This window comes from Pradoshia sp. Z4_20 (assembly GCF_058216035.1).
On record NZ_JBZAJD010000002.1, the window covers coordinates 723,844 to 745,004 of the forward strand.

Annotated in this window: 25 protein-coding genes; 7 read left to right on the plus strand and 18 right to left on the minus strand. The window is 36.0% G+C overall.

The window, feature by feature from the left end; genetic code table 11:
* Positions 1-2: 2 nt before the first annotated feature.
* Complete coding sequence (gene prpE, locus AC4BHP_RS09475) at positions 3-749, plus strand: bis(5'-nucleosyl)-tetraphosphatase PrpE (protein ID WP_490552015.1); 747 nt, start codon at positions 3-5, stop codon at positions 747-749.
* Between the two features lie 90 nt (positions 750-839).
* On the opposite strand, the gene AC4BHP_RS09480 is transcribed toward prpE, so the two are convergent.
* The 4 genes from AC4BHP_RS09480 to yjbM form a co-directional block, all read right to left on the minus strand.
* Positions 840-1,163, minus strand: a complete 324-nt coding sequence (locus tag AC4BHP_RS09480) for a hypothetical protein (protein ID WP_139891423.1) — start codon at positions 1,161-1,163, stop codon at positions 840-842.
* Positions 1,164-1,261: 98 nt separating this feature from the next.
* Positions 1,262-2,149 carry an RluA family pseudouridine synthase gene (locus AC4BHP_RS09485; RefSeq protein WP_066101416.1) on the minus strand — a complete coding sequence of 296 codons (888 nt, stop codon included), beginning with the start codon at positions 2,147-2,149 and terminating at the stop codon, positions 1,262-1,264.
* 120 nt (positions 2,150-2,269) lie between these two features.
* Positions 2,270-3,064 carry an NAD kinase gene (locus AC4BHP_RS09490; protein ID WP_066102367.1) on the minus strand — a complete coding sequence of 265 codons (795 nt, stop codon included), beginning with the start codon at positions 3,062-3,064 and terminating at the stop codon, positions 2,270-2,272.
* Between the two features lie 22 nt (positions 3,065-3,086).
* Positions 3,087-3,710, minus strand: a complete 624-nt coding sequence (yjbM, locus tag AC4BHP_RS09495) for a GTP diphosphokinase (RefSeq protein ID WP_066101419.1) — start codon at positions 3,708-3,710, stop codon at positions 3,087-3,089.
* A gap of 268 nt (positions 3,711-3,978) precedes the next feature.
* Between yjbM and AC4BHP_RS09500 the strand changes: the two genes are divergently transcribed.
* The 5 genes from AC4BHP_RS09500 to AC4BHP_RS09520 all read left to right on the plus strand — a co-directional run bounded on the left by AC4BHP_RS09500 (position 3,979) and on the right by AC4BHP_RS09520 (position 7,229).
* Positions 3,979-4,575 (plus strand): CYTH domain-containing protein, encoded by a 597-nt coding sequence (locus AC4BHP_RS09500; protein WP_490551926.1) that lies wholly within the window; start codon positions 3,979-3,981, stop codon positions 4,573-4,575.
* Positions 4,576-4,580: 5 nt separating this feature from the next.
* A complete protein-coding gene (locus AC4BHP_RS09505) occupies positions 4,581-5,252 on the plus strand; it encodes a lytic transglycosylase domain-containing protein (RefSeq protein ID WP_490551927.1) in 672 nt (223 codons plus the stop codon).
* A gap of 216 nt (positions 5,253-5,468) precedes the next feature.
* Entirely contained in the window at positions 5,469-5,873 is a 405-nt protein-coding gene (locus AC4BHP_RS09510) for a globin domain-containing protein (protein WP_139891425.1), read from the plus strand.
* Complete coding sequence (locus tag AC4BHP_RS09515; RefSeq protein ID WP_066101430.1) at positions 5,866-6,747, plus strand: ClpXP adapter SpxH family protein; 882 nt, start codon at positions 5,866-5,868, stop codon at positions 6,745-6,747. The genes AC4BHP_RS09510 and AC4BHP_RS09515 overlap by 8 nt, the downstream gene beginning before the upstream one ends.
* Positions 6,748-7,055: 308 nt before the next feature.
* Positions 7,056-7,229: a hypothetical protein gene (locus AC4BHP_RS09520; RefSeq protein WP_490551928.1), complete on the plus strand. Its 174-nt coding sequence runs from the start codon at positions 7,056-7,058 to the stop codon at positions 7,227-7,229.
* Between the two features lie 105 nt (positions 7,230-7,334).
* Here AC4BHP_RS09520 and AC4BHP_RS09525 read toward each other — a convergent pair whose 3' ends face one another.
* The 9 genes from AC4BHP_RS09525 to AC4BHP_RS09565 form a co-directional block, all read right to left on the minus strand.
* Positions 7,335-7,652: a GyrI-like domain-containing protein gene (locus AC4BHP_RS09525; protein WP_306821543.1), complete on the minus strand. Its 318-nt coding sequence runs from the start codon at positions 7,650-7,652 to the stop codon at positions 7,335-7,337.
* Complete coding sequence (locus tag AC4BHP_RS09530; RefSeq protein ID WP_262366018.1) at positions 7,640-7,816, minus strand: hypothetical protein; 177 nt, start codon at positions 7,814-7,816, stop codon at positions 7,640-7,642. Before AC4BHP_RS09530 ends, AC4BHP_RS09525 begins: the two co-directional genes overlap by 13 nt.
* A 146-nt stretch (positions 7,817-7,962) precedes the next feature.
* Entirely contained in the window at positions 7,963-9,774 is a 1,812-nt protein-coding gene (gene pepF / locus AC4BHP_RS09535; RefSeq protein ID WP_066101435.1) for an oligoendopeptidase F, read from the minus strand.
* A 50-nt stretch (positions 9,775-9,824) separates the two neighbouring features.
* Positions 9,825-10,355 (minus strand): hypothetical protein, encoded by a 531-nt coding sequence (locus tag AC4BHP_RS09540; RefSeq protein ID WP_490551929.1) that lies wholly within the window; start codon positions 10,353-10,355, stop codon positions 9,825-9,827.
* A gap of 204 nt (positions 10,356-10,559) precedes the next feature.
* The gene (locus AC4BHP_RS09545) at positions 10,560-10,970 is read right to left on the minus strand and encodes a competence protein CoiA (RefSeq protein WP_490551930.1); all 411 of its coding nucleotides are present in this window, start codon (positions 10,968-10,970) and stop codon (positions 10,560-10,562) included.
* A gap of 122 nt (positions 10,971-11,092) precedes the next feature.
* Positions 11,093-12,610 carry a cardiolipin synthase gene (gene cls, locus AC4BHP_RS09550; RefSeq protein ID WP_490551931.1) on the minus strand — a complete coding sequence of 506 codons (1,518 nt, stop codon included), beginning with the start codon at positions 12,608-12,610 and terminating at the stop codon, positions 11,093-11,095.
* Between the two features lie 193 nt (positions 12,611-12,803).
* On the minus strand, positions 12,804-13,463 hold the full coding sequence (gene mecA / locus AC4BHP_RS09555) for an adaptor protein MecA (RefSeq protein ID WP_066101444.1): 660 nt from the start codon (positions 13,461-13,463) through the stop codon (positions 12,804-12,806).
* Between the two features lie 259 nt (positions 13,464-13,722).
* The gene (gene spxA / locus AC4BHP_RS09560) at positions 13,723-14,118 is read right to left on the minus strand and encodes a transcriptional regulator SpxA (protein WP_066101447.1); all 396 of its coding nucleotides are present in this window, start codon (positions 14,116-14,118) and stop codon (positions 13,723-13,725) included.
* Positions 14,119-14,473: 355 nt separating this feature from the next.
* The gene (locus AC4BHP_RS09565) at positions 14,474-15,055 is read right to left on the minus strand and encodes a GNAT family N-acetyltransferase (RefSeq protein ID WP_139891428.1); all 582 of its coding nucleotides are present in this window, start codon (positions 15,053-15,055) and stop codon (positions 14,474-14,476) included.
* A gap of 293 nt (positions 15,056-15,348) precedes the next feature.
* Here AC4BHP_RS09565 and AC4BHP_RS09570 point away from each other — a divergent pair, with 293 nt between their 5' ends.
* Positions 15,349-15,537 (plus strand): hypothetical protein, encoded by a 189-nt coding sequence (locus AC4BHP_RS09570; protein WP_066101454.1) that lies wholly within the window; start codon positions 15,349-15,351, stop codon positions 15,535-15,537.
* A 253-nt stretch (positions 15,538-15,790) separates the two neighbouring features.
* On the opposite strand, the gene AC4BHP_RS09575 is transcribed toward AC4BHP_RS09570, so the two are convergent.
* The 5 genes from AC4BHP_RS09575 to opp3b form a co-directional block, all read right to left on the minus strand.
* Positions 15,791-16,978, minus strand: a complete 1,188-nt coding sequence (locus AC4BHP_RS09575) for a putative glycoside hydrolase (RefSeq protein WP_375138407.1) — start codon at positions 16,976-16,978, stop codon at positions 15,791-15,793.
* A 183-nt stretch (positions 16,979-17,161) separates the two neighbouring features.
* Positions 17,162-18,109, minus strand: a complete 948-nt coding sequence (locus AC4BHP_RS09580; RefSeq protein WP_066101457.1) for an ABC transporter ATP-binding protein — start codon at positions 18,107-18,109, stop codon at positions 17,162-17,164.
* A gap of 1 nt (position 18,110) precedes the next feature.
* On the minus strand, positions 18,111-19,181 hold the full coding sequence (locus AC4BHP_RS09585; RefSeq protein ID WP_066101460.1) for an ABC transporter ATP-binding protein: 1,071 nt from the start codon (positions 19,179-19,181) through the stop codon (positions 18,111-18,113).
* 18 nt (positions 19,182-19,199) lie between these two features.
* Positions 19,200-20,228, minus strand: coding sequence for an oligopeptide ABC transporter permease (opp3C, locus tag AC4BHP_RS09590; protein ID WP_066101462.1), 1,029 nt, complete (start codon positions 20,226-20,228; stop codon positions 19,200-19,202).
* Positions 20,228-21,157 (minus strand): oligopeptide ABC transporter permease, encoded by a 930-nt coding sequence (opp3b, locus tag AC4BHP_RS09595; RefSeq protein WP_066101463.1) that lies wholly within the window; start codon positions 21,155-21,157, stop codon positions 20,228-20,230. The genes opp3C and opp3b overlap by 1 nt, the downstream gene beginning before the upstream one ends.
* Positions 21,158-21,161: the final 4 nt, after the last annotated feature.

The following is a 21,161-nucleotide window of genomic DNA, read 5'->3' on the forward strand; positions in this document are numbered from 1 at the left end:
AAATGATCTATGATTGTATAGGCGATGTACATGGTTGTTATGGGGAATGTATCGAATTATTCCACAAACTGGGTTATCAATTTAATGAGGATAGTATTCCTGTCCATCCAAACGGAAATACCCCTGTCTTTATAGGCGATATTACTGATCGAGGACCTAATTCTATAGAGATGATTAACCTTGTATGGTCATTAACCATACAACGGAAAACTGCCTTATATATACCGGGTAATCATTGCAATAAACTATATCGTTATTTCCTAGGCAATAAAGTAAAGGCTGTACATGGCTTAGAGACAACGATTGCTGAACTTGAGGCTTTATCTAAACCAGTAAGAAAGAAGGTGCGCGACCATTTTATGCAATTATACGAGTCAGCTCCTCTTTATCTTGTCTTAGATCAAGGTAAGCTTGTCCTTGCACATGCCGGTATCAAAAAAGAATTTATAGGAGCAACACATAAGGGTGTTAAAACATTTGTTTTATATGGGGATATAACCGGAAAAACACTGCCGGATGGAAGACCAGAACGAAGGGACTGGGCACTTCGACATCCAGGTGATCCGATTATTGTCTATGGGCATACGCCTGTCCGCGAACCAAGAATTAAAAATAATACGTACAATATCGATACAGGAGCTGTATTTGGAGGAAAATTAACTGCTTTGCGTTACCCAGATATGGCCCTTTTCTCAGTAACCTCCTCTCAACAGCTTGTTCCAGAAAAATTTCATACTTATGACAATTAATTCTAGTAATTAAAGGTGTCTGATTGTCCTATTATGCGACATTCAGCACTTTTTTATTTTCCAAGAAAACTTTTGGTTAAAAAAATCGAATTATCCTCGATCCAGAAGTAACTCATTACATAGGTCAACACATACTCCTTGTGAAAGGTATTGATTGAGCATTGTCTCCAAATCAATTGATATGTCATTGTCTATCAGGATTTTCTCAAGTTTTTGGTATGTTATTTTTGGAGTTATTTCAGCTCTTTTATCAGGAAACATGGTCCTGATCGCCTCATTCATAGCTGTCTTTTTATGTTGGAGATGCCTTACTGTAGAAGCAAAGGTAAGGATTGTTTCAATAAAACCAACTTCGGTTGGATTCAAATGATTATCAGCAATCCATTCATCTATTGTTTTGATGTTATTTACCATTATTTTCACTCCTTTTAAAATACTTATTTGCAAAACTTTATTTATCCTCAGTTTATTTATTTTAAAAATAGATATATCTGCTCAAATACTCATAAGCCCTATATTAATTGCATCATATCTTCTGGTAATTCACTCTCAAACGAAAGTTCTTTCCCCGTTATTGGATGAAGAAATTTCAACGAATAACAATGTAATGCCTGCCGCTTAATCAGTTGTCTGCTTTCCCCATATAAATCATCACCTATTAGCGGATGCCCCAAATGTGCCATATGTACTCGTATTTGATGCGTTCTTCCGGTTTGCAGCTTTAATTCCACAAGTGAATACCGTTCAAATAATTGCAGCGTTTTATATTCCGTGCATGCATATTGGCCATCTTCCCGTACCTCACGTTTAATAATGCTGGTATCCATACGGCCAATAGGTTCTTCCACTGTTCCAGCCAAGGGTGTAATCACACCGGTGACGATTGCTTTATATTTTCTCTCCACCGTTTTTATAGATTTAGACAAACTTAATAAATGGTGTATATGGCGATGCTTGGCTATTAAGACCAAGCCAGACGTATCCCGGTCCAATCTTGTGACAATATGAACGGTCGCTGAATGGCCAATTTGTTCATAATGGCCAATGATTGCATTGGCTAAGCTACCGGCTGGATGCTCTCTAGATGGAATTGTAGACATGCCGGCCGGTTTTTCGACGACCATTACATAGTTATCCTCATAGATAATAGAAAGAGGTATCTTCTCACCTATCAGCTGCTCACTTCCCACCTCTTTCGGGAAGATTACGGTAACCTGATCACCAGTTTTTAATATGTATCGCACCGTCACTTCTTGCTGATTAACAAAAATATAACCACCCTTAAATTTAATATCTGCCAACGCTGATTTTGATATTTTTTTATCCGCCAAATATTCTCTCAAAACTTTATTGCTTTCCTGATTTTCTACTGTCCACTCTAATGTAAATGGCTTCACCATGGAGACCTTCCTTTTCATTATTATATTTATAGCTTTTTAAGCTAAAGGATTATTTATTCAGTAAAAAAGGTGACCAAAAGACAATTGCATTCTTTTAGGTCACCTACTATAACTTTCTTTTTATTCTGTAACAAAAGAATCACGAACTCTTTTCCAAAATGGGAAAGGTCTAAAACGAGCAAAACGAATTCGTTCATCTGCCACTCTGAATTGAATCGATTTTACCTCTTTATGCAAAAGACTTAAATGGTCAATTGTAATTTGAAAATCATCATTTGTTACTGGTTTCATCATACAGGTATGATGACCTGGCAGTATTAGAGGAGATCCAATTGTACGGAACACTCTATTATTGATTGAAGCCATTTCCGTCAATTGCACAGCAGGGATGGAAGGATGAATAATAGCACCACCAAGGGCTTTATTATAAGCAGTACTGCCTGAAGGAGTAGATACGCACAAACCATCTCCTCTAAACCTCTCAAAGGATTGCCCTCTAATTTCTACGTCCATCACCAATGTGCTCCCCACACTTTTAACAGTTGATTCATTCAAGGCTAAATATTTTGACTCTCTGCCACCGTGACTGTATCGAACAGTAACCTCCAGCAGTGGGTACTCAACAGTTTGGTAAGGCGTCTTAGCTATAGCATTAGCTAGCTTTGTAATCTCTTCAGGTCTCCAGTCAGCGTAAAAACCTAAATGACCCGTATGTACACCTATAAATGCTGTTTTATCAAGACGTGAGCTATAACGATGAAAGGCATATAACAATGTTCCATCACCGCCGACAGATATAACAACATCAGGTTGATCCTCATCATAAATAACACCCAGACTATCCAGTTGATCCTTCACTTGCTCCATAAAATGATTGGATTTGGTATCTCCTTTAGACGTAACTGCATATTTCATCATAATCCCCACCTGTAAAGTGTTATTTCCCCCTCTTCTTAAAGACATATTGCTGCGCTTCCTGGATTTCCATTTTGATCTGTGTCATTTCTTCATCCATATGGAAAGCTGCTTCAGCTAATCTCTCTAAGCGATTGCGTAATGTTTCCGGGAACTGTCCGTTATACTTATAATTAAGTGAATGCTCTATCGTAGCCCAGAAATTCATGGCAAGGGTACGAATTTGTATTTCCGCTAATATTTTTTTCTCTCCGTGAATCGTTTGAACCGGATATTCAATAACTACATGATACGAACGGTATCCACTTGCTTTTTTATTTGTAATATAGTCTCTTTCTTCAATAATTACGAAGTCAGTTCTTTGTCGTAATAGCATAACGACCTGTTTTATATCATCCACAAATTGGCACATAATTCGAAGACCGGCTATATCCTGTAATTCCAGTTCAAGTCTTTCCTCAGGAATTTGCTTTTGGTAAGCCTTATCCAGGATACTTGCGATCGGTTTAACGCGTCCTGTAACAAACTCAATTGGTGAATGTTCTTTTTCTAAGTCACATTGGGTTCTTATACCCCTTAATTTGATCTTTAACTCATCAACCGCCTGTTTATAGGGGGCTAAAAATTCATCCCATTTTCTACTCATGGATTCCACCACCTGAAATACTTTTCAATATTCTTGTTATAGAGAGCAAGGGAAAACTCAGAATCGAAGACATTATCATGTATTAGTATGTATTTAAGGAATTGATCATCGCTATTCAACCATGCTAATGAATACATTTAGTACTAATTATTACCCTAAATTGCTCAAACCCATTTTAACACAAAGATTAAACGGATATCTAAGATTGATGTTATCTAATGAAAAAGTCATAATAGTTATACATAAGTTTATCATGGAGGATGTACATATGAGCGAACAAATCGAAATTGAATTCAAAAATTTGCTGACATTTGAGGAATTTAACCACCTCATGCAACGTTTCAAAATAAAACCAGATCATTTTACAGTACAAAAAAATCATTACTTTGACACAGTTACGTTTGACTTAAAAAAATATACCTCAGCACTACGTATACGTGAAAAAAATTCATCTTATGAGATGACCCTTAAACAGCCTCTTGAAAATCAAAAAGGCTTACTGGAAACCAACTGGGATATAGACCCTGATACAGCTAATAAAATCATAAAAGATGGCGGTATCCCTGATAGCAAAATCTCTGAAAGAATAAAAAATCTAAAAATCAACCCACAAGAAATTCGTTATTTTGGTACCTTGACAACAAAACGGGTTGAGCTTCCTTTTATGAGCGGCCTGCTCGTTTTAGATAATAGCTCCTATTTCCAAATAGAGGATTATGAGGTAGAATTTGAAGTAGACAACTTTGATCAAGGAAAGAAAGAGTTTGATCAGCTTTTATCAGAAGCTGGCATTCCGGTTCGTCCAACTGAAAATAAAGTTCAACGTTTTTATAATCAAATGATTTTAAACCATACTGAGGAGTGAACATAATGAACGTAGGAGACATATATACCATTATTCAGCTTCAAGCTCTCGGATCCCTGAGACCAACAGATACTAATTCTGTAACTCAGGCACCTTCTTCTGCCAATTTATTTCAGGCTATGCTGAATGAAGTTCTTACATCCGTCAGCCATCCTACGAATAATGCACTTGCTGCCAATCCAGGATTAGGTACATTGGCAACTATAATCAACAGCAGCATTCCGTCTTCTCCGTCCATTGCGTACAATCCTGTCCCAATTACTAATCAATCAACTACTGGTACAGCAAGCATGAATCAGAATACGGACTACGATGACATTATAAAAGAAGCTTCCAATAAATATCACGTCCCTGAAAAATTAATCAGATCCGTCATACAGCAGGAAAGCGGCTATAATTCAAATGCCATTAGCTCAGCCGGGGCATCAGGCTTAATGCAGCTAATGCCCAAAACGGCTTCATCTCTTGGCGTAAACAATATCATGGACCCCTATGATAATATTATGGGTGGAACCAAGTATCTTAAATCCATGATGACTAAATATAATGGAAATATCGAATTGACCTTAGCTTCTTATAATGCAGGTCCAGGAAATGTTGATAAATACGGTGGTGTACCGCCTTTTAAAGAAACGCAAAACTATGTAAATAAAGTCATGACTTCCTATTACGCATAAAATAACCAAACCTGCAAAACTGTTCATAAAATGAACAGTTTTTTATTTCCCCTTATATATGCAAATTGAAGAACTATCAATAACCTTCTACTAAGCTTCTCTGCTAGCATCTACCCTTCAAAATCTTATAAAATCAGGAAAAAAAGCAGTATATTGGATAATTCAAGTCTTGCTTGTTAAAATTATTCTTATCAACTCATGGAGGGAGAATAATGTATGGCAGAAAATCCAACTCCATATGATGCATTAGGGAAAGAGCGGTTATCTGAATTAATAGATGCATTTTATGATCATGTGGGTTCGCATCCGCTGCTAGCTCCTATTTTTCCAGATGATCTTACAGAGACAGCTCGTAAACAGAAACAATTTCTTACTCAGTTTCTTGGTGGACCTTCTTTGTATACTAAGGAACATGGTCATCCCATGCTGAGAGCAAGACATCTTGCTTTTGAAATTACACCTATGCGTGCAAAAGCCTGGCTGAGCTGTATGGAGAAGGCTATGGATAGTATTCAGTTAGATTCTCCTTTAAGAGAGTATCTGCTGGGCAGACTTACCTTAACAGCTGAGCATATGATAAATACAAACGATATCCAGCAAAAAGGTGATAGTTATGAATAAGCATGACTCTTCAATTCCAAAATGGCAGGATTGGCTGTCTGTCCATCAATATTTTAAACCGTTGGAAAAACCATTAGAAATCTATTTATTTATAGATCCTACTTGTTCAATTTGCTTTGAGCTGGAACGAATTATAAAACGACTGAAATTAGAATATGGACATTACTTTGCTTTAAAGTATGTGTTTAGCAAAAAAGTGGAAAGAAAGCATACAAATGCTAAGCACCCATTTCCATCATTCCTTTCAGCTGCAAACAGGTCGGGTATTTCCTGTGATGATAATATCTGGATCAACAATCCTGAAAGCTCGTTATATATCACCCCTATCGCGATTAAAGCTGCAGAAATGCAAGGAAAGAAGGCTGGATATCGTTTTTTTAAGAAAATTCAGGAGGCTTTATTTCTTGATCAAAAAAGTGTATCGAATTGGCATACATTGTTAGCCTGCGCTCATAAAGCCAAGATAGATTGTGATGAGTTTTCACGTGATATCAATTCTGAAAGTGCCATAAAAGCTTTTCAATGTGATTTAAAAATCTCATCAGAAATGGATGTCACTGACCTGCCTAGCCTGGTCTTCTTTAATCAAAAGATGGAAGATGAAGGTATAAAGGTAACAGGGGCTTACCCTTATGAAGTTTATGTTCAAATACTTGAGGAGATGTTAGGATTTCCGCCTAAAGCACAATCACTCCCCTCTTTAGAGGACTGTATTAAGGATTTTCAAATTATTAATACTCATGAGATTACATTTATTTACCGAATGGATAAGCAAGAAGTTGAAAGGGAAATGAAAAAATTACTCTTGAAGCGTACGGTTGAGAGGATACCATCATCCAACATAACGTATTGGAGATATGCAGAAAACGATTAAAAACCGTCATTATAATTATTATCCTAGAATATTTTTCCGTATAAATAAGAATAAGACTCTGTAATCGGACAGAGTCTTATTCTTCATACGAACAAAGGGGATGGGAGAAATTTTTCACGGTCAAACAAAGGGGTAAATGTTTGCTAGTGATCAACTTCACAATAGTAATATAACAAATTCTCTTCACATATGCAAGCACTTTGTTCATTAATTCACATTTCTGACATTTTTACTGCATACTTGGTTATCCTCTGCCATATTCTTTAGAAATCAGTACAAATTATCTTATGTAATAAAGGATGATTTCTATGAAAAAAATTTATATTTGCAGTTTAATCCTATTAGTTTTATTTTCTATTCCCCTGCAGCTGTTTGGGATTATGCGGATCATTCCTCTCTATGTATCGTCACCTATTTTGTTTCTCTCTTTTTTCATCTTTATCTATAGTCTTGGTTATCAAAAAAAATTCAAGGGATTCTAAAAGCCTTAAGTTGGCCTAAAACTACCGGTTATAGTTATAAATTAAAGTGAGAGCTCGCAGAAAATTGGCGAGTTCTCTTGATTGGCCTGCACTTACTTTTAGAGTTTAAGATTCTGTAATAGTATCCAATAACTCAATAATTAGATTATCTTTATTATTCCAACTATGATACCTCTCTAAATGCCATTTATCTAATTGTCTTTCATATCCGTTTTTTTCAATCCAAGCGTGTAATCTTGCATATGTATCTCTAATACTATAATTAGCTCCATTATGTTTGCCTACAGCATATCTTTGAGGCGGAATCGTTAAGCAAACCATATCATCCGGTATATCCTCGTACTCGTTAACTTGAACACATATCCAATAACCATCTTCAGTTTCTGAATAGTTATCAACAACAAATGCCCCTATTGTACAGATGAATTGGTAACCTGTTGAATTTCATTCATACGTTCATTAAGAAGTTGTGCTGCTTTTGGAATTTCATTTAGATATTGTTCGCCATCGCATAAAACTCGAAAACCTACTAATTTAATTTCACTAAGATCCTCAATTTTTGGATTGTGTAAAACTTTTTCCTCCAAGGGTTATTTCCCTCCTCTAGAGTTACTAGTACTGGAATCATTAAGTTTAATTTCAGCATTTAATTCCATTTTAAAAAAACCGCCCCTTAAAAGTTAAATTGGTGTCTAACTTCTAAGGGGTGGTTTAAAAAATCCTCGAATTATTTTTATTTATCTAAAAGAGCTTCCAGCTCATTTAATTTATCCTCAAAAACTTTACAAGCTTCTTCAACCGGATTCGGTGAAGTCATGTCTACACCTGCTTTTTTAAGAACCTCAATTGGGAAATCACTTGAGCCTGCTTTTAGGAATTCAATATAGCGCGTAACAGCCGGCTGCCCTTCCTCTAAAATCTGTTTACTTAACGCTGCTGCTGCACTGAATCCAGTTGCATATTGGTATACATAATAATTGTAGTAGAAATGAGGGATTCTTGACCATTCCAAACCAATCTCCTCATCAATAACAATATCATCACCAAAGTATTTTTTATTAAGCTCATAATATTTTTGTGTTAGGCTTTCAGCAGTCAGAGCTTCTCCATCCTGTGCCATCTTATGAATAATGTGTTCATACTCCGCAAACATCGTCTGACGGAATACTGTTCCTCTAAAACCTTCAAGATAATGATTTAATAAATAAATTTTCTTGCTCTCATCATCTATTGTTTTAAGCAAATAATCATTCAACAGGGCTTCGTTTGTAGTAGATGCTACTTCAGCTACGAAAATCGAATAATTACCATATGGATATGGCTGATTTTTGCGTGTGTAAAAACTGTGTACAGAATGGCCGAATTCATGAGCTAATGTGAAAAGATTATTAACATTATCCTGCCAGTTCATTAGAATATATGGATTAGTTCCATATGAACCTGAGGAGTATGCGCCGCTTCGTTTACCGCGATTTTCGTGAACATCTACCCAACGGTTTTCGAACCCTTCTTTTAATACATTGATGTATTCCTCACCTAAAGGCTCAAGCCCTTTTAGAATATATTCTTTAGCCTCATCATAGGAAATATCCATCTTCACGTCTTTCACTAAAGGTGTATATAAATCATACATATGCAATTCATCCACACCTAAAAGTTTTTTACGAAGCTTCACATAACGGTGTAGTAAATGCAGATTGTTGTGAATGGAATTGATTAGATTTTCGTATACGGTTTCCGGAATATTATTATTGCTTAAAGCTGCATGTCTTGCAGAATCATAATGACGTACCTTTGCATAGAAATTATCTTTCTTCACTGTCCCGGATAATGTACTTGCGAACGTATTTCGGTACTGTCCATATGTCTTATACATCGCTTTAAAGGCTTCCTCACGAACTCTACGATCACTGCTCTCCAAAAATCTGCTGTACCTTCCATGAGTCAGTTCAACCTCTTCCCCGTTCTCATCTTTAATTGTAGGAAAACGAAGGTCGGCATTATTTAACATGCCAAAAGTATTGGATGCAGTTCCCATCACTTCTGATGCCTGAGCCAATAAAGCCTCTGCCTCTGCTGATAGAACGTGGGGTCTTTGCAGATTGATCTCTTTTAAAGTTTGTTCATATAAGGAAAGCTCCTTTTTCTCTTGCATGAACCGATTAATTGTTTCTTCTTTAATTGCAAGGATTTCAGGTAAAATATACGAAAAAGCACTGGCAGCCTGAGAATATAAATTCCGGGCGCGGTCGTCCATTCCCTGATAAAATGTATTACCGGTATCCTGGTCATATCTCATGTGAGAATATGTATATAAACGTCCAAGTCTTTCAGTAATCATATCCTGAAATTGCAAAGCCTGCCATAAGGTATCAGCACTCTCATCTAATTTCCCTCTATATTGATCGCCTTTTGGCAATTCAGCCAAAATGCCCTTGAACTCCTTCTCCCATGCTTCATCGCTTGGGAAGATATCCTCCAGTCTCCAAGTATCTTCTACAGGTATATCTTTTCTTTCAGGTAATTGTTTAATATCTGCAGCCATGCAGTTCCCTCCAATCATTTGCTTCTTTCATAAAGTTCTTCATAATACCTTTAATTCCCTTCATAAAAATCGAATAACCTCAATTTGATTATCTCTTCAAAATGATCGTCTAAAATGAAGTCTTCTCTTATTATATAATGATTTACATCTATTTTTTCCAAATAATCAATTTTTTCAAGGAATCTCAGATATTCTTTCAATGCGGTAAATATATCCTGGCTCATTAAAGGGCATTGATTTAAAATTATATCCTTCTTCTTTATTCTTTCCAAAAATCTTGACCGAATCCATGCTTCACTGATTCTTCCATGCAGGTTAAAGCAATTCAGTAAATCGATATAGATTAATCCTTGCCAGACAGTCGCCGGCATTCCATACATACAGCCGCTTAACAATGGAACACCAACAAATTCAGGGATTTTAAACGGAGATATCCCAACCTGATATAATTCTTTAATCAGCTTACTTTGCAAGCCTTTAAAACGGATTTCATTCATAAGTTGCAGAGTACGTTTTTTAAACCAATCGTTTAAATAAGGGATTTCTTGCTTGGGTGGAGATAAGATACTTTCCAGATCCATTCCCTCAGATAACAATACCATCTGACCGAAGCATTGTTCTATTGAGACAGGTATAATATTCACAAATGCCAGTATGGAATTTGCTTGCTTGGGGTTGTGAAAGAGGAGAAAAGGTGATGAAGATTTTCTAAGAGCAGATTTAAGGAGTGAATTTAGCCTCCACAGATAAACTCCGTTTCTTTTAATGAAGTGGCTGTGAAAAATCTAGATAGGCACAACATCTGCATCCAAGTATCCTTTTGTTCTTTTCAAAAATAACTCTTCATGAATAGATGAACATTGATATTCGATTGCATAATATTGATTTTTCCTCTTTACATAAATGTCAGGTCTTTGCTTTATGATAGCTATATATTTCTCCAGTTCAACATCCAACTGACAGCTTCTTAACCAACGGTATAAATTATTTTTCCCTGATAGATGATCTGCTGTTTCAGATTCAGTTGCTGCTTGGCAATTCCCCTTTGTTTGATGAGCAAAATGGGGAATCGTCCGCGGGCCGGAACGGTATATCACACGTTTCCGGCAAGCAGGACAGCGATACTCTTCCTCGTGTCTCTTTATAATTTGGTTGGCATGAATTTGTTTATCTTCTTTATTAATTGCAACCAGCATGTACAGGCTCCTTTTCCTATAGGATACCTATCAAATTCTCGTTATCTATTTAATAAACCTTCATTCTAAATGAACTCTATATGTCCATCTGTTGAACTTTTCAACTAGGCGGAGCTTTTTCATCATAGCATCGGTGATAGTAGTCTAAATAATGATTCCATCATTCTCATACCGAAATGTCTACCTTTAAATACCTCAATATGCAGCTCATTCGAAACTAATAAGTCATGTAGATAATCATTTACTAATGTTTGTACACTATCGGTCTTATAGAGAAACGCATTGACTTCAAAGTTCAAGTGAAAGCTTCTCATATCCATATTTGAGGTACCTATAGATGCAAGTTCTCCATCTACAATGATGATTTTTGAATGCAAGAAACCCTCACGATATTCATAGACTTTAACTCCTGTCTCCAATAAATCAGGATAATAGGACCTCGAAGCATGGAAGACAATTCTCTTATCCGGATTACTAGGTACTAATAAGCGAACATCAATACCACTTAGAGCAGCAATTTTCAAGGCAGAAAATATGTCTTCATCTGGGATAAAATAAGGGGAGGCAATCCAAACTGATTTTTTTGCAGAAACAATCATAGAAAAGAATATATTTTTAATGGTACTGTATTCATTATCAGGCCCACCTGCAATTATTTGTACTCCCCCATGATGCCCTTTTTCATGATCTGTTGTTACAGGAGCAAGATACTCATCTGTTAAGAAACTGTGATTGGTCATGTAATACCAATCCTGCAAAAAGATTAATTGTAAACTGCGGACTCCTTCTCCATTTAACCTCAAATGGGTATCACGCCAAAATCCAAAGTTCTCATCTTTACCCAAATATTCATTACCGATATTTAAACCACCAACAAAGCCAATATCTCCGTCCACTACAACAATTTTTCGATGGTTTCTAAAGTTAAATTTATTATTTAAAAAGGGGAGCTTAACAGGGCCAAACGCCACTACCTCAATCCCCCATTTTCTCATTTCCTTAATATATTCCCCTGAAAGAGTCCATGATCCGACTGCATCATAAAGAAATCTAACTTTCACCCCGTTTTTCGCTTTATTAATAAGTATGTCTTTAATTTCATTCCCCAAGGTATCATGGCGAACAATATAATATTCCATATGTATGTGATGTTTTGCTTGCAATAAAGCTTCTTTAATAGAATTAAATGTTTCTTTTCCATTTGTAAGAACTTTAGTCTCCGTAGATAAAGAGATAGGGGTGTTGGCAATCTGATCAGCTAGATTAAACAATTGGCTATAATCATGATTCTCATTATCTAATCTTAATAATCTTTTCTCACTTTCCCCTGTAATATCCATATACTTTTGCTTATCTAAAAAATATTTTTTCTTAAATATCTTTTCTTTTCTAAAATTCCTTCCAAATAACAAATAAAACAAGAATCCAACTACCGGAAAAGCACCCAAAACGATTAACCATGCTAGTGTCTGTGCAGGATGACGATTTTCCAGGAATATAATAAATCCAATAAAAACAACAGTTATTGTAAATAATATACTTCCATATTGAATATAATCCCCATCGGAATTTTTCTGATATATAAATCCCACAATCCCTAAAATTGCGATAAATAAAAGAACATTAATAAAATTCTTCATAATCCTCACCTTATCCATTTTTCATTGAAAACTTTCATTATCTATACCCCAATATGGTCTGAATGACGCAAACCCTCGATTAGTTTTTCAATCACACTTTCTAAATAGGGGGTCCTCAATGTGGTGATTCCAGACCAATTTAAGAACTAAAAAGCCGACTTCCAAGTGGAAATCAGCTTTCAATTAATGAGTATTAAGAAAAGTATTGGCTTACAGTCGAGAATACATCTTTAGGTATAATGACTTTTCCATATTCTTCAAGACGATGGATTGTAACAGGAGATTCATCAGCATATTCAAGTATAATTGATAGCTTATTATCAATCTCTTCTTCCACAAACTCTCCATCTGGAAATTCTACATACAAATAATATATATTTTCAAAGGAGTATAACTTGGTCACAACTCCTTGAATTCCGTTCGTTTTACTTAATGCAATGACATCTTCAAAGTCTTTAAATGAAAGGACAAATTCCAATGTATCATCCTCTGTTATTTGCTCATCTATTGCTTGGTTAGTTTGAAAATGCTCTTCAAGCATAGACTCTATCTTCACATCAACGGAATTGGCGGGATCATCAATTGGCAAATCGAATTTATGGCCATCCTTGGATAGATGCGCTCGAGTAACTAAAATCTCCAACCCTTTTTCAAGTGCTTGGATTTGAATCCAAAGTGGGCCTTCAACAGTAAAATCCTCTTCTTCATGCACTTCATCCATCATTTCCCAGAAAAGTTCCTCACTTCGATCACGATTATACCAGATCTCTTCTCGATCGAAGCCTCGCTTTTCAATATCCCCATATGAAATGTAGAATTTTACAGTATTCTCATTAATACGTTCGATTTCCATGATTCACTCTCTCCCTTCTGGTTTGAGGTAATTGAAGGGATATACCCCCAAACTAGGTTGTTATATCTTTTCCCTGTTTTTAAAAATGTTAATCATGGATGTTCTTTTTATAAAGCAGGTGGTAGTTATATTTTATGATAAATAGTAAATAGTGGGAAACAAAAAGCCTATATTTCATAAAATAATTATGTCTAATAATTTAAGATACACCAAAACCCCCTTCGCTGTCCAGGAAGGGGGTTTATGAACAATATAAAAATTAATTAACTAAGCGCTGTGCTTCTCGAAGTTGAAATGTTCTTACTTTACGAGGTAAAAATCGTCTGATTTCATCTTCGTTGTAACCAACTTGCAGACGTTTTTCATCAATGATAATTGGTCTTCTTAATAATCCGGGATTCTGTTGGATGATATTAAACAATTCCTGTAAAGGTAAATTATCAAGATTTACATTTAACTTTTGAAAAGTTTTCGAGCGTGTTGAAATGATTTCATCGGTACCATCTTCAGTCATACGTAAAATCTCTTTTATTTCATCAAGACTTAATGATTCAGAAAAAATATTACGTTCTTTATATGGAATATCATGTTCTTCTAACCAAGCTTTTGCTTTTCTACATGACGTACAGCTAGGTGATGTGTAAAGTGTAACCATTCCCTGTCACTCTCCCTATTCTTTAAGTTCCCTTATCCCGTTAGAGCTATATATTTAACATTTCACAATGCTTATGATACTATCTAAATTAAAATAATTATAATTAAGGAACATATAAAATTATTATACATGATTAATAATGGAATGTGTAGAGATTTTTTAGAAAATGTTTCCGGGTTTACTAAACATTAACCTTACTATCATATTATTGAAATAATTGTTATATTACTCCATTCCTTTGCCCTATTTCATTTGGCCTGTGTCTCTTTTTTTAAATAATTTCTATTATTTATATACCCTAGAGCGAAGCCGTTAAACATTTGAGGTAAAAAGAAAACAAGCTGAAGTTAAATCTTCAGCTTGTTATTTCATCTAAAATATCAGATTTATTTTCTTTTATTTTCAAGGCTTTCTCAGTTGGCCGGTATTTCCCTCCATATAATTCTTCATCCTTATAAGTATGCAAATCACGATAGATTTCTTTCATTCCATCTAATACCTCTTGATCCATATGCTTATCTGCTTCCGGACTCCAATAAAGAATCTCCAATTCTACATCTTTATTTGTAGCGAGTGAATTTTTAACATAGGAGACGGTATTCGCATGCTTAAAACCCTCTCGTTTATAAAATCGTAATCTTTTCTCTGAATCCTCTTCCGACTCATTTATCGGCTCTACTTCTAAAAAGATTGGTTTTCCCTTCAATTTCAGTTTGTCCAAAACCTTTTTTCCTGTACCATTTCCTCTTGCATTACCCATCACATATAAGTAATCAACAAAGATAAAGTTCTCTTTCTCTGCATATAATAAAATATGATTTTTCCCATTATCAAGGAAGTAGTCCTTTTGGCCATGATTTAACAGCATGTTTATATGTTCTTCTGATTTCATTTCCTCTTCCGGAAAATATTCACGCAATCTTTTATACCAACTCATCTGATGTATCTGCTCCTTTGTTTATCTAGTTCGTATCTAGTAATTTTGATTTTACATTCATACATATTCTTATAGGTTGTTAAATGATAGGTGTTACCTATCTCATGGATTAATAGTTTAGAACAAGCATCCTGCCTATTCGCATGATTTTTTCTATCTTCTAAGGTGATATATTTTATTAAATGTATAAAATTTAGCAACCAAGTTACCTTTTCCCTTTTCTCCCACTTCTTAATCTATTACAATAAAAATGTAAAGAAATTTACACAGTCGAAATATAAAAGGAGGAACGAATGAGCGAATATATCCTTGATTTTATATTGGTATCCTTTTTAATTATTGGTCTAACTGCTTTTATGGGTCCATTAACAAATGGTATTGGAAATCTGATTTTCGGCAGGCACAAGCGTTCTGAGTTTGTGATACAAACGAACAGATCAACAACCGGATTTAATAAGGTTGGCGGCAAGAAAAACAAATAACCATTTCAATTTCTTAACCTTCCTAACAGAGCTGTATTCGCGTAGCGAAATAAACTGCATAATCATCACTGGCTTTAAACATTATTATAAATGGCGGATGCAGCCAGTATTCTACTTCTTAAGAACCTGTTGATAAAATTCCCCAAATTATACATTACTAATAAAAATTCTCACCCGATTGGAGTATGAAATAAGCTAAAGAAAAGGATTGGCTTTTTTTAGCCAATCCTTTGTTTCAGCTTATATGATTTTATTATTGTTTATAGTCTACTCCGGAGGTATAACGGTTTCCTGAGTTCCATAATAAATACTCATTGATTCCTTCTTCTTTTAACGCTCTAATTTGATCTTCTACTTCTTTTTTTCCGTATTGCTTATAATTTCCTTTACCTAGCCATGGTGCCGTAAAATCCTGAATCCAAGGCCTGGAGATTGGCGGACTCTCTAAACTGCTCAATTTTTTATTCTCTAGTTTTGCGTATTCTTTTACAAGTTTATATGGTTCTAAATCTGGCTTGGCAATTCCAAAATAGGATGTCCAATGACTCGGATAGATCATAGAAGAAATGACATCAACATGCTCAGATATCTTAGAGAAGTTTTGTCCTATCCCAGGCGCTTCTGGAAGAGTAGCAGAGTAGCCAAAAATATCAACTGATACCTTTACTCCATATGGCTCTAATTCACTCTTAGCATACTCTACAAAGTCTGTAACAGCATTTACTCGATGCTGAACATTATCTACAGCTTTATCTCCGTAATTACCCACTGAGTATTTCAATTCTTTATCGCGATTCTCAAATCCTTCGGGAAAGCGAACATAATCAAATTGAATTTCCTGAAAACCCATTTCAGCTGCTTCTTTTGCAATCTCAACGTTATATTCCCATACATCTTTTACAAATGGGTTAACAAATGATTCTCCTCTGCCATTTTTCCATACTTCTTTTCCATCTAAAAATGACCATTCAGGTTTTTTATTTGCCAAATAACTATCCTTAAAAACCGTCACTCTGGCAATCGGATAGATTTCTCTTTTTTCCATATCCTTTAATAATTTATCTGGATCTTTAATTAGATTTGTTCCAGCTTCAGCATATGGCTTAGATGCATCTGGTTTATAGGTTAATTTACCGAAGTCATCTTTTATATCAATCACCATCGCATTCAAATCTGTTGTATCCACTAATTTTGCCAGTTCTTTATATTTACTGCCCCCTGCAGAATTTCCTGTCACATAAATGCCTCTTACTGCATCAGGATATGTAAATGAATATTTCGATTCTTTTATAAATCGTTGCATCCCCTCAGGAAGTTCCTTGTTTTCTAGAACAATACTCTGTCCACTATGTAGTAAAAACTCTTTTTCAGCCTCTGTAGCAGCATATGATACCTCTGTAAACAGTGTCCCTATCATTAGGATTGACATTAACACTGCCATTTTTTTAACCAATTTCATCCCCCACATCACTCCTTCATGTCACTATTATTATACCTCCTATAAATATGAAAAAACATCTCACTTCCCTCTTTTTCCAAAAATACATCAAAAAGGCTATCCACAGAAGGATAACCTTTTTGCTACATATTCCAAATAAGACTCGTGAACCACAAACGGTTCATACTAATTTTTTTTGATATATGTTTTTTTATATTGCTCAAATTCATTTAATGAACACAATACATGATGTCCTGGTGCAATCTCACGCATTTCTAGTTGTTCATTTTCATCATAACCATGAACGTCCGGATTATACGGTTTTCTTCTACGCGTGCGTTCACTTTCCGGATCCGGCAGAGGAATCGCAGAAAGTAGAGATTGTGTATATGGATGCATTGGGTTTTTATATAGATCTTCACTGTCTGCAACTTCTACCAATTTACCATAATACATAACACCAATACGGTCACTGATGTATTTCACCATTGACAAGTCATGCGCGATGAACAAATATGTTAACCCTTTTTCTTTTTGAAGCTTTTTCAGAAGGTTAACAACCTGTGCCTGAATGGAAACATCAAGCGCTGAGATTGGCTCATCGGCAATAATAAATTCAGGATCCACAGCGAGTGCACGGGCAATCCCAATCCTTTGACGCTGACCACCAGAGAATTCATGCGGATAACGACTCGCATGCTCACGGTTAAGTCCAACCGTTTCAAGAAGATCGTATACGCGTTTCATACGTTCTTCCTTATTTTTCGCTAATCCGTGTATATCAATGCCTTCAGCAATAATATCGCCCACAGTCATACGAGGATTTAATGAAGCATAAGGATCCTGAAAGATCATTTGCATACCTCGGTTAAATTGCTTTAGATCCTTACCTGATTTTCTGCCATGGACTTCTTTCCCTTTAAAAATGACTTCTCCGCCACTCAAATCATATAAACGGATAATGGATCGCCCTGTTGTAGATTTGCCACATCCAGATTCTCCCACCAGACCGAATGTTTCACCTTTATAGATTTCAAAAGATACATCGTCCACCGCTTTAACCATATTCGGTTTACCAACATTAAAATATTGTTTAAGTCCTTTGACTTCGATAATTTTTTCTTTTGTAGCCATATTAGTTAACCCCTCCTACTTGTACAGGTTTTTCAAAATTGGAGGCCATATGGCGAATACGCTGTTGGACTAGCTCCGGTGGATTTACTTTTGGTGCATCAGGATGTAGGAGCCAAGTTTTTGCAAAATGAGTATCTGAAATCTGGAACATAGGCGGTTCCTTTTCATAATCAATTGCTAAAGCATAGGGATTCCTTGGTGCAAATGGACACCCCTTCGGTGGATGAATCAAATCCGGAGGAGTACCAGGAATCGCTGTAAGCTCAACATCCCCACTATTATCTAGGCTAGGCATTGAGGATAATAGCCCCCATGTATACGGATGGCGCGGATCATAGAAAATTTCATCTACCGTTCCAGTCTCAACAATTTGTCCTCCGTACATAACCGCTACACGATCAGCTACGTTCGCAACAACTCCTAAATCATGTGTAATAAAGATAATGGATGTATCAATTTTATTTTGTAAATCCTTCATTAATTCTAGTATTTGGGCCTGAATGGTAACATCCAAGGCTGTTGTTGGTTCGTCTGCAATCAGCACTTTTGGATTGCATGAAAGAGCAATCGCTACAACTACACGCTGTCTCATTCCGCCTGAGAATTGGTGAGGATATTGGTTCATACGAATTTCAGGCTGGGCAATCCCTACTAATCTTAAAAGCTCGATAGCTCGCTCACGGGCAGCTGCTTTGCTTAAATTTTGATGCTTGATTAACCCTTCCATAATTTGCTTACCGACTTTCATGGTTGGGTTTAAAGAAGTCATCGGATCCTGGAATATCATTGACATTTCTTTACCGCGAATTCGTTGCATTTCTCTTTCAGTCATTTTAACAAGGTCACGATTTTCTCCAAAAAGTATTTGTCCCTCTTTTATACGTCCTGGAGGATTCGGAATTAATCTCATTAATGCCTTTGTTGTAACGGATTTTCCGGAACCGGATTCTCCAACAATTGCCAATGTTTCTCCTTTGAACAAGTCAAAACTAACTCCACGTACAGCTTTAACCTCACCACCATAGGTATCGAAGGAGACATGCAAATTTTTTACTTCAAGTAATTTCTCCATTATAATTCTCCTTCCCTATTATTTTCGCATTTTTGGATCAAGCGCATCACGGAGACCATCAGCCAATAAGTTAAAGCTTAAGATTAGTATACTGATAGCTAAGGATGGAATGATCAATAAATATGGATATGATTTTATATATCTAAAACCGTCATTTACTAAAGAACCCAAAGAAGCTTCAGGTGCAGCAATTCCCAGACCAATAAAGCTTAGGAATGCCTCGGTGAATATGGCTCCCGGAATTGTAAACATCGATGTAACAATAATGGGTCCTAATACATTTGGTAGTAAATGCTTGAATATTAAGCTTCTATTTGAAGCACCTAGCGTTTTCGAAGCCAAAACATACTCCTGATCTCTTAATTTCAGGAATTGCCCCCTAACCATCCGAGCCATTCCTATCCAACCGGTTATAACCATGGCGAGTGTAATCGAAATTACCCCAGGTTTTTCGAAAATTAGGATCATTAAAATAACAACAATTAGATATGGAATACCGACGAGCACTTCAATAATACGCTGCATGACAGCGTCAATTCTGCCTCCAAAGAAACCGGATATCCCTCCATAGGTTACACCAATGAAAAACTCAATTACGGCTGCCAATATAGCGATATACAAGGAAATCCTTGCGCCGTACCAAACCCTTGTCCATTGGTCACGCCCTAAATCATCTGTACCAAACCAGTGATATCTGTCTTCAATACCATTTTTTTCATAGACATTCACACCATTTTTATCTGTACCATCAAATGGAAGCCAGCTGATATTTTCCAACCCCTGAACACGAGGCGGCAATTTAGAATTTGCTATGTCCTGTTGCTTATATGTGTAACCAGACGTCATTGGTGCAAAGATTGCTAAAAGACCGAAGATCACAACCATGACAAGTCCAAAAATTGCACCTTTATTTTTAAGTAAATGTCTCCATGCATCCTGCCAAAATGTTAGGCTGGGGCGAACGATTTTCTCTGCTTCATGAGATTCTTGCCCTACAACCTTAAATAATTCTGGAGAAAGGTTTTCTGTCTTTAGATTATTTTCCATTATTTTTTCCCCCCAGCAAGGCGGATACGAGGATCAACAATTCCATACATGATGTCCACCAAGAAGATTACAAGAATAAATAGTGCACTATAAAAAATCGTAGTACCCATAATGGTTGGATAATCATTCATATTAATAGAGTTAACAAATTGTTCCCCTAATCCAGGAATAGCAAAGATTCGTTCAATTATTAGTGTTCCAGTCATAATATTGACAGCCATTGGTCCAAGAATCGTAATAATTGGAATCAATGCATTTCTTATACCATGCTTAAATACTACAGCTACACCAGATAAACCCTTTGCTTTTGCAAGAGTAATATAATCCGATCCCATAACTTCTAGCATTTCAGACCTCATAAAACGAGCGATGCTTGCTATAACCCCAGCGGAAAGCGCCAGTGTTGGCAAAATCGTATATTCGAATCCATCCCAGAAAGCAACCGGGAAGATTTGATTTTCAACGGCTAAGAAATACTGTAAAAATCCTGCAAAAACGAAGGATGGGATCGAAACACCCAGGACAGCAATAACAGTGGCACCATAATCTATCCATGTATTATGACGCAGTGCAGCAGCTATTCCTAACATTAGGCCAACAATCGTTCCAAACAGCAAAGCTTGAAAACCCAGATGGGCAGAATTTGGAATCCGTGTAGCAATTAATTCTGTAACCGGTCTGTTGTCATATTGGAAAGAAGTACCTAAGTCCCCTTTAACTAAATTTGTCATATAAGTGACATACTGCTTCGGCACTGGGTCATTCAGTCCATATTTTTCATAAATAATCTCTTTTTGTTCAGCAGTAAGCTTTTCCTGATTTTTCAGCGGAGATCCCGGCAGCATTTTCATCAAGAAAAAGGTAGCAGTTGTAATAACAAATAAAGTAATAATCATATAGAATATCCGTTGTAATGTATATCGCAGCATTATT

Coding starts and splice junctions, on each gene's coding strand:
- prpE (WP_490552015.1), top strand. CDS start 3: ATGATCTATGATTGTATAGGCGATGTACATGGTTGTTATGGGGAATGT.
- AC4BHP_RS09480 (WP_139891423.1), bottom strand. CDS start 1,163: ATGGTAAATAACATCAAAACAATAGATGAATGGATTGCTGATAATCAT.
- AC4BHP_RS09485 (WP_066101416.1), bottom strand. CDS start 2,149: ATGGTGAAGCCATTTACATTAGAGTGGACAGTAGAAAATCAGGAAAGC.
- AC4BHP_RS09490 (WP_066102367.1), bottom strand. CDS start 3,064: ATGAAATATGCAGTTACGTCTAAAGGAGATACCAAATCCAATCATTTT.
- yjbM (WP_066101419.1), bottom strand. CDS start 3,710: ATGAGTAGAAAATGGGATGAATTTTTAGCCCCCTATAAACAGGCGGTT.
- AC4BHP_RS09500 (WP_490551926.1), top strand. CDS start 3,979: ATGAGCGAACAAATCGAAATTGAATTCAAAAATTTGCTGACATTTGAG.
- AC4BHP_RS09505 (WP_490551927.1), top strand. CDS start 4,581: ATGAACGTAGGAGACATATATACCATTATTCAGCTTCAAGCTCTCGGA.
- AC4BHP_RS09510 (WP_139891425.1), top strand. CDS start 5,469: ATGGCAGAAAATCCAACTCCATATGATGCATTAGGGAAAGAGCGGTTA.
- AC4BHP_RS09515 (WP_066101430.1), top strand. CDS start 5,866: ATGAATAAGCATGACTCTTCAATTCCAAAATGGCAGGATTGGCTGTCT.
- AC4BHP_RS09520 (WP_490551928.1), top strand. CDS start 7,056: ATGAAAAAAATTTATATTTGCAGTTTAATCCTATTAGTTTTATTTTCT.
- pepF (WP_066101435.1), bottom strand. CDS start 9,774: ATGGCTGCAGATATTAAACAATTACCTGAAAGAAAAGATATACCTGTA.
- AC4BHP_RS09540 (WP_490551929.1), bottom strand. CDS start 10,355: ATGGATCTGGAAAGTATCTTATCTCCACCCAAGCAAGAAATCCCTTAT.
- AC4BHP_RS09545 (WP_490551930.1), bottom strand. CDS start 10,970: ATGCTGGTTGCAATTAATAAAGAAGATAAACAAATTCATGCCAACCAA.
- cls (WP_490551931.1), bottom strand. CDS start 12,610: ATGAAGAATTTTATTAATGTTCTTTTATTTATCGCAATTTTAGGGATT.
- mecA (WP_066101444.1), bottom strand. CDS start 13,463: ATGGAAATCGAACGTATTAATGAGAATACTGTAAAATTCTACATTTCA.
- spxA (WP_066101447.1), bottom strand. CDS start 14,118: ATGGTTACACTTTACACATCACCTAGCTGTACGTCATGTAGAAAAGCA.
- AC4BHP_RS09565 (WP_139891428.1), bottom strand. CDS start 15,055: ATGAGTTGGTATAAAAGATTGCGTGAATATTTTCCGGAAGAGGAAATG.
- AC4BHP_RS09570 (WP_066101454.1), top strand. CDS start 15,349: ATGAGCGAATATATCCTTGATTTTATATTGGTATCCTTTTTAATTATT.
- AC4BHP_RS09575 (WP_375138407.1), bottom strand. CDS start 16,978: ATGGCAGTGTTAATGTCAATCCTAATGATAGGGACACTGTTTACAGAG.
- AC4BHP_RS09580 (WP_066101457.1), bottom strand. CDS start 18,109: ATGGCTACAAAAGAAAAAATTATCGAAGTCAAAGGACTTAAACAATAT.
- AC4BHP_RS09585 (WP_066101460.1), bottom strand. CDS start 19,181: ATGGAGAAATTACTTGAAGTAAAAAATTTGCATGTCTCCTTCGATACC.
- opp3C (WP_066101462.1), bottom strand. CDS start 20,228: ATGGAAAATAATCTAAAGACAGAAAACCTTTCTCCAGAATTATTTAAG.
- opp3b (WP_066101463.1), bottom strand. CDS start 21,157: ATGCTGCGATATACATTACAACGGATATTCTATATGATTATTACTTTA.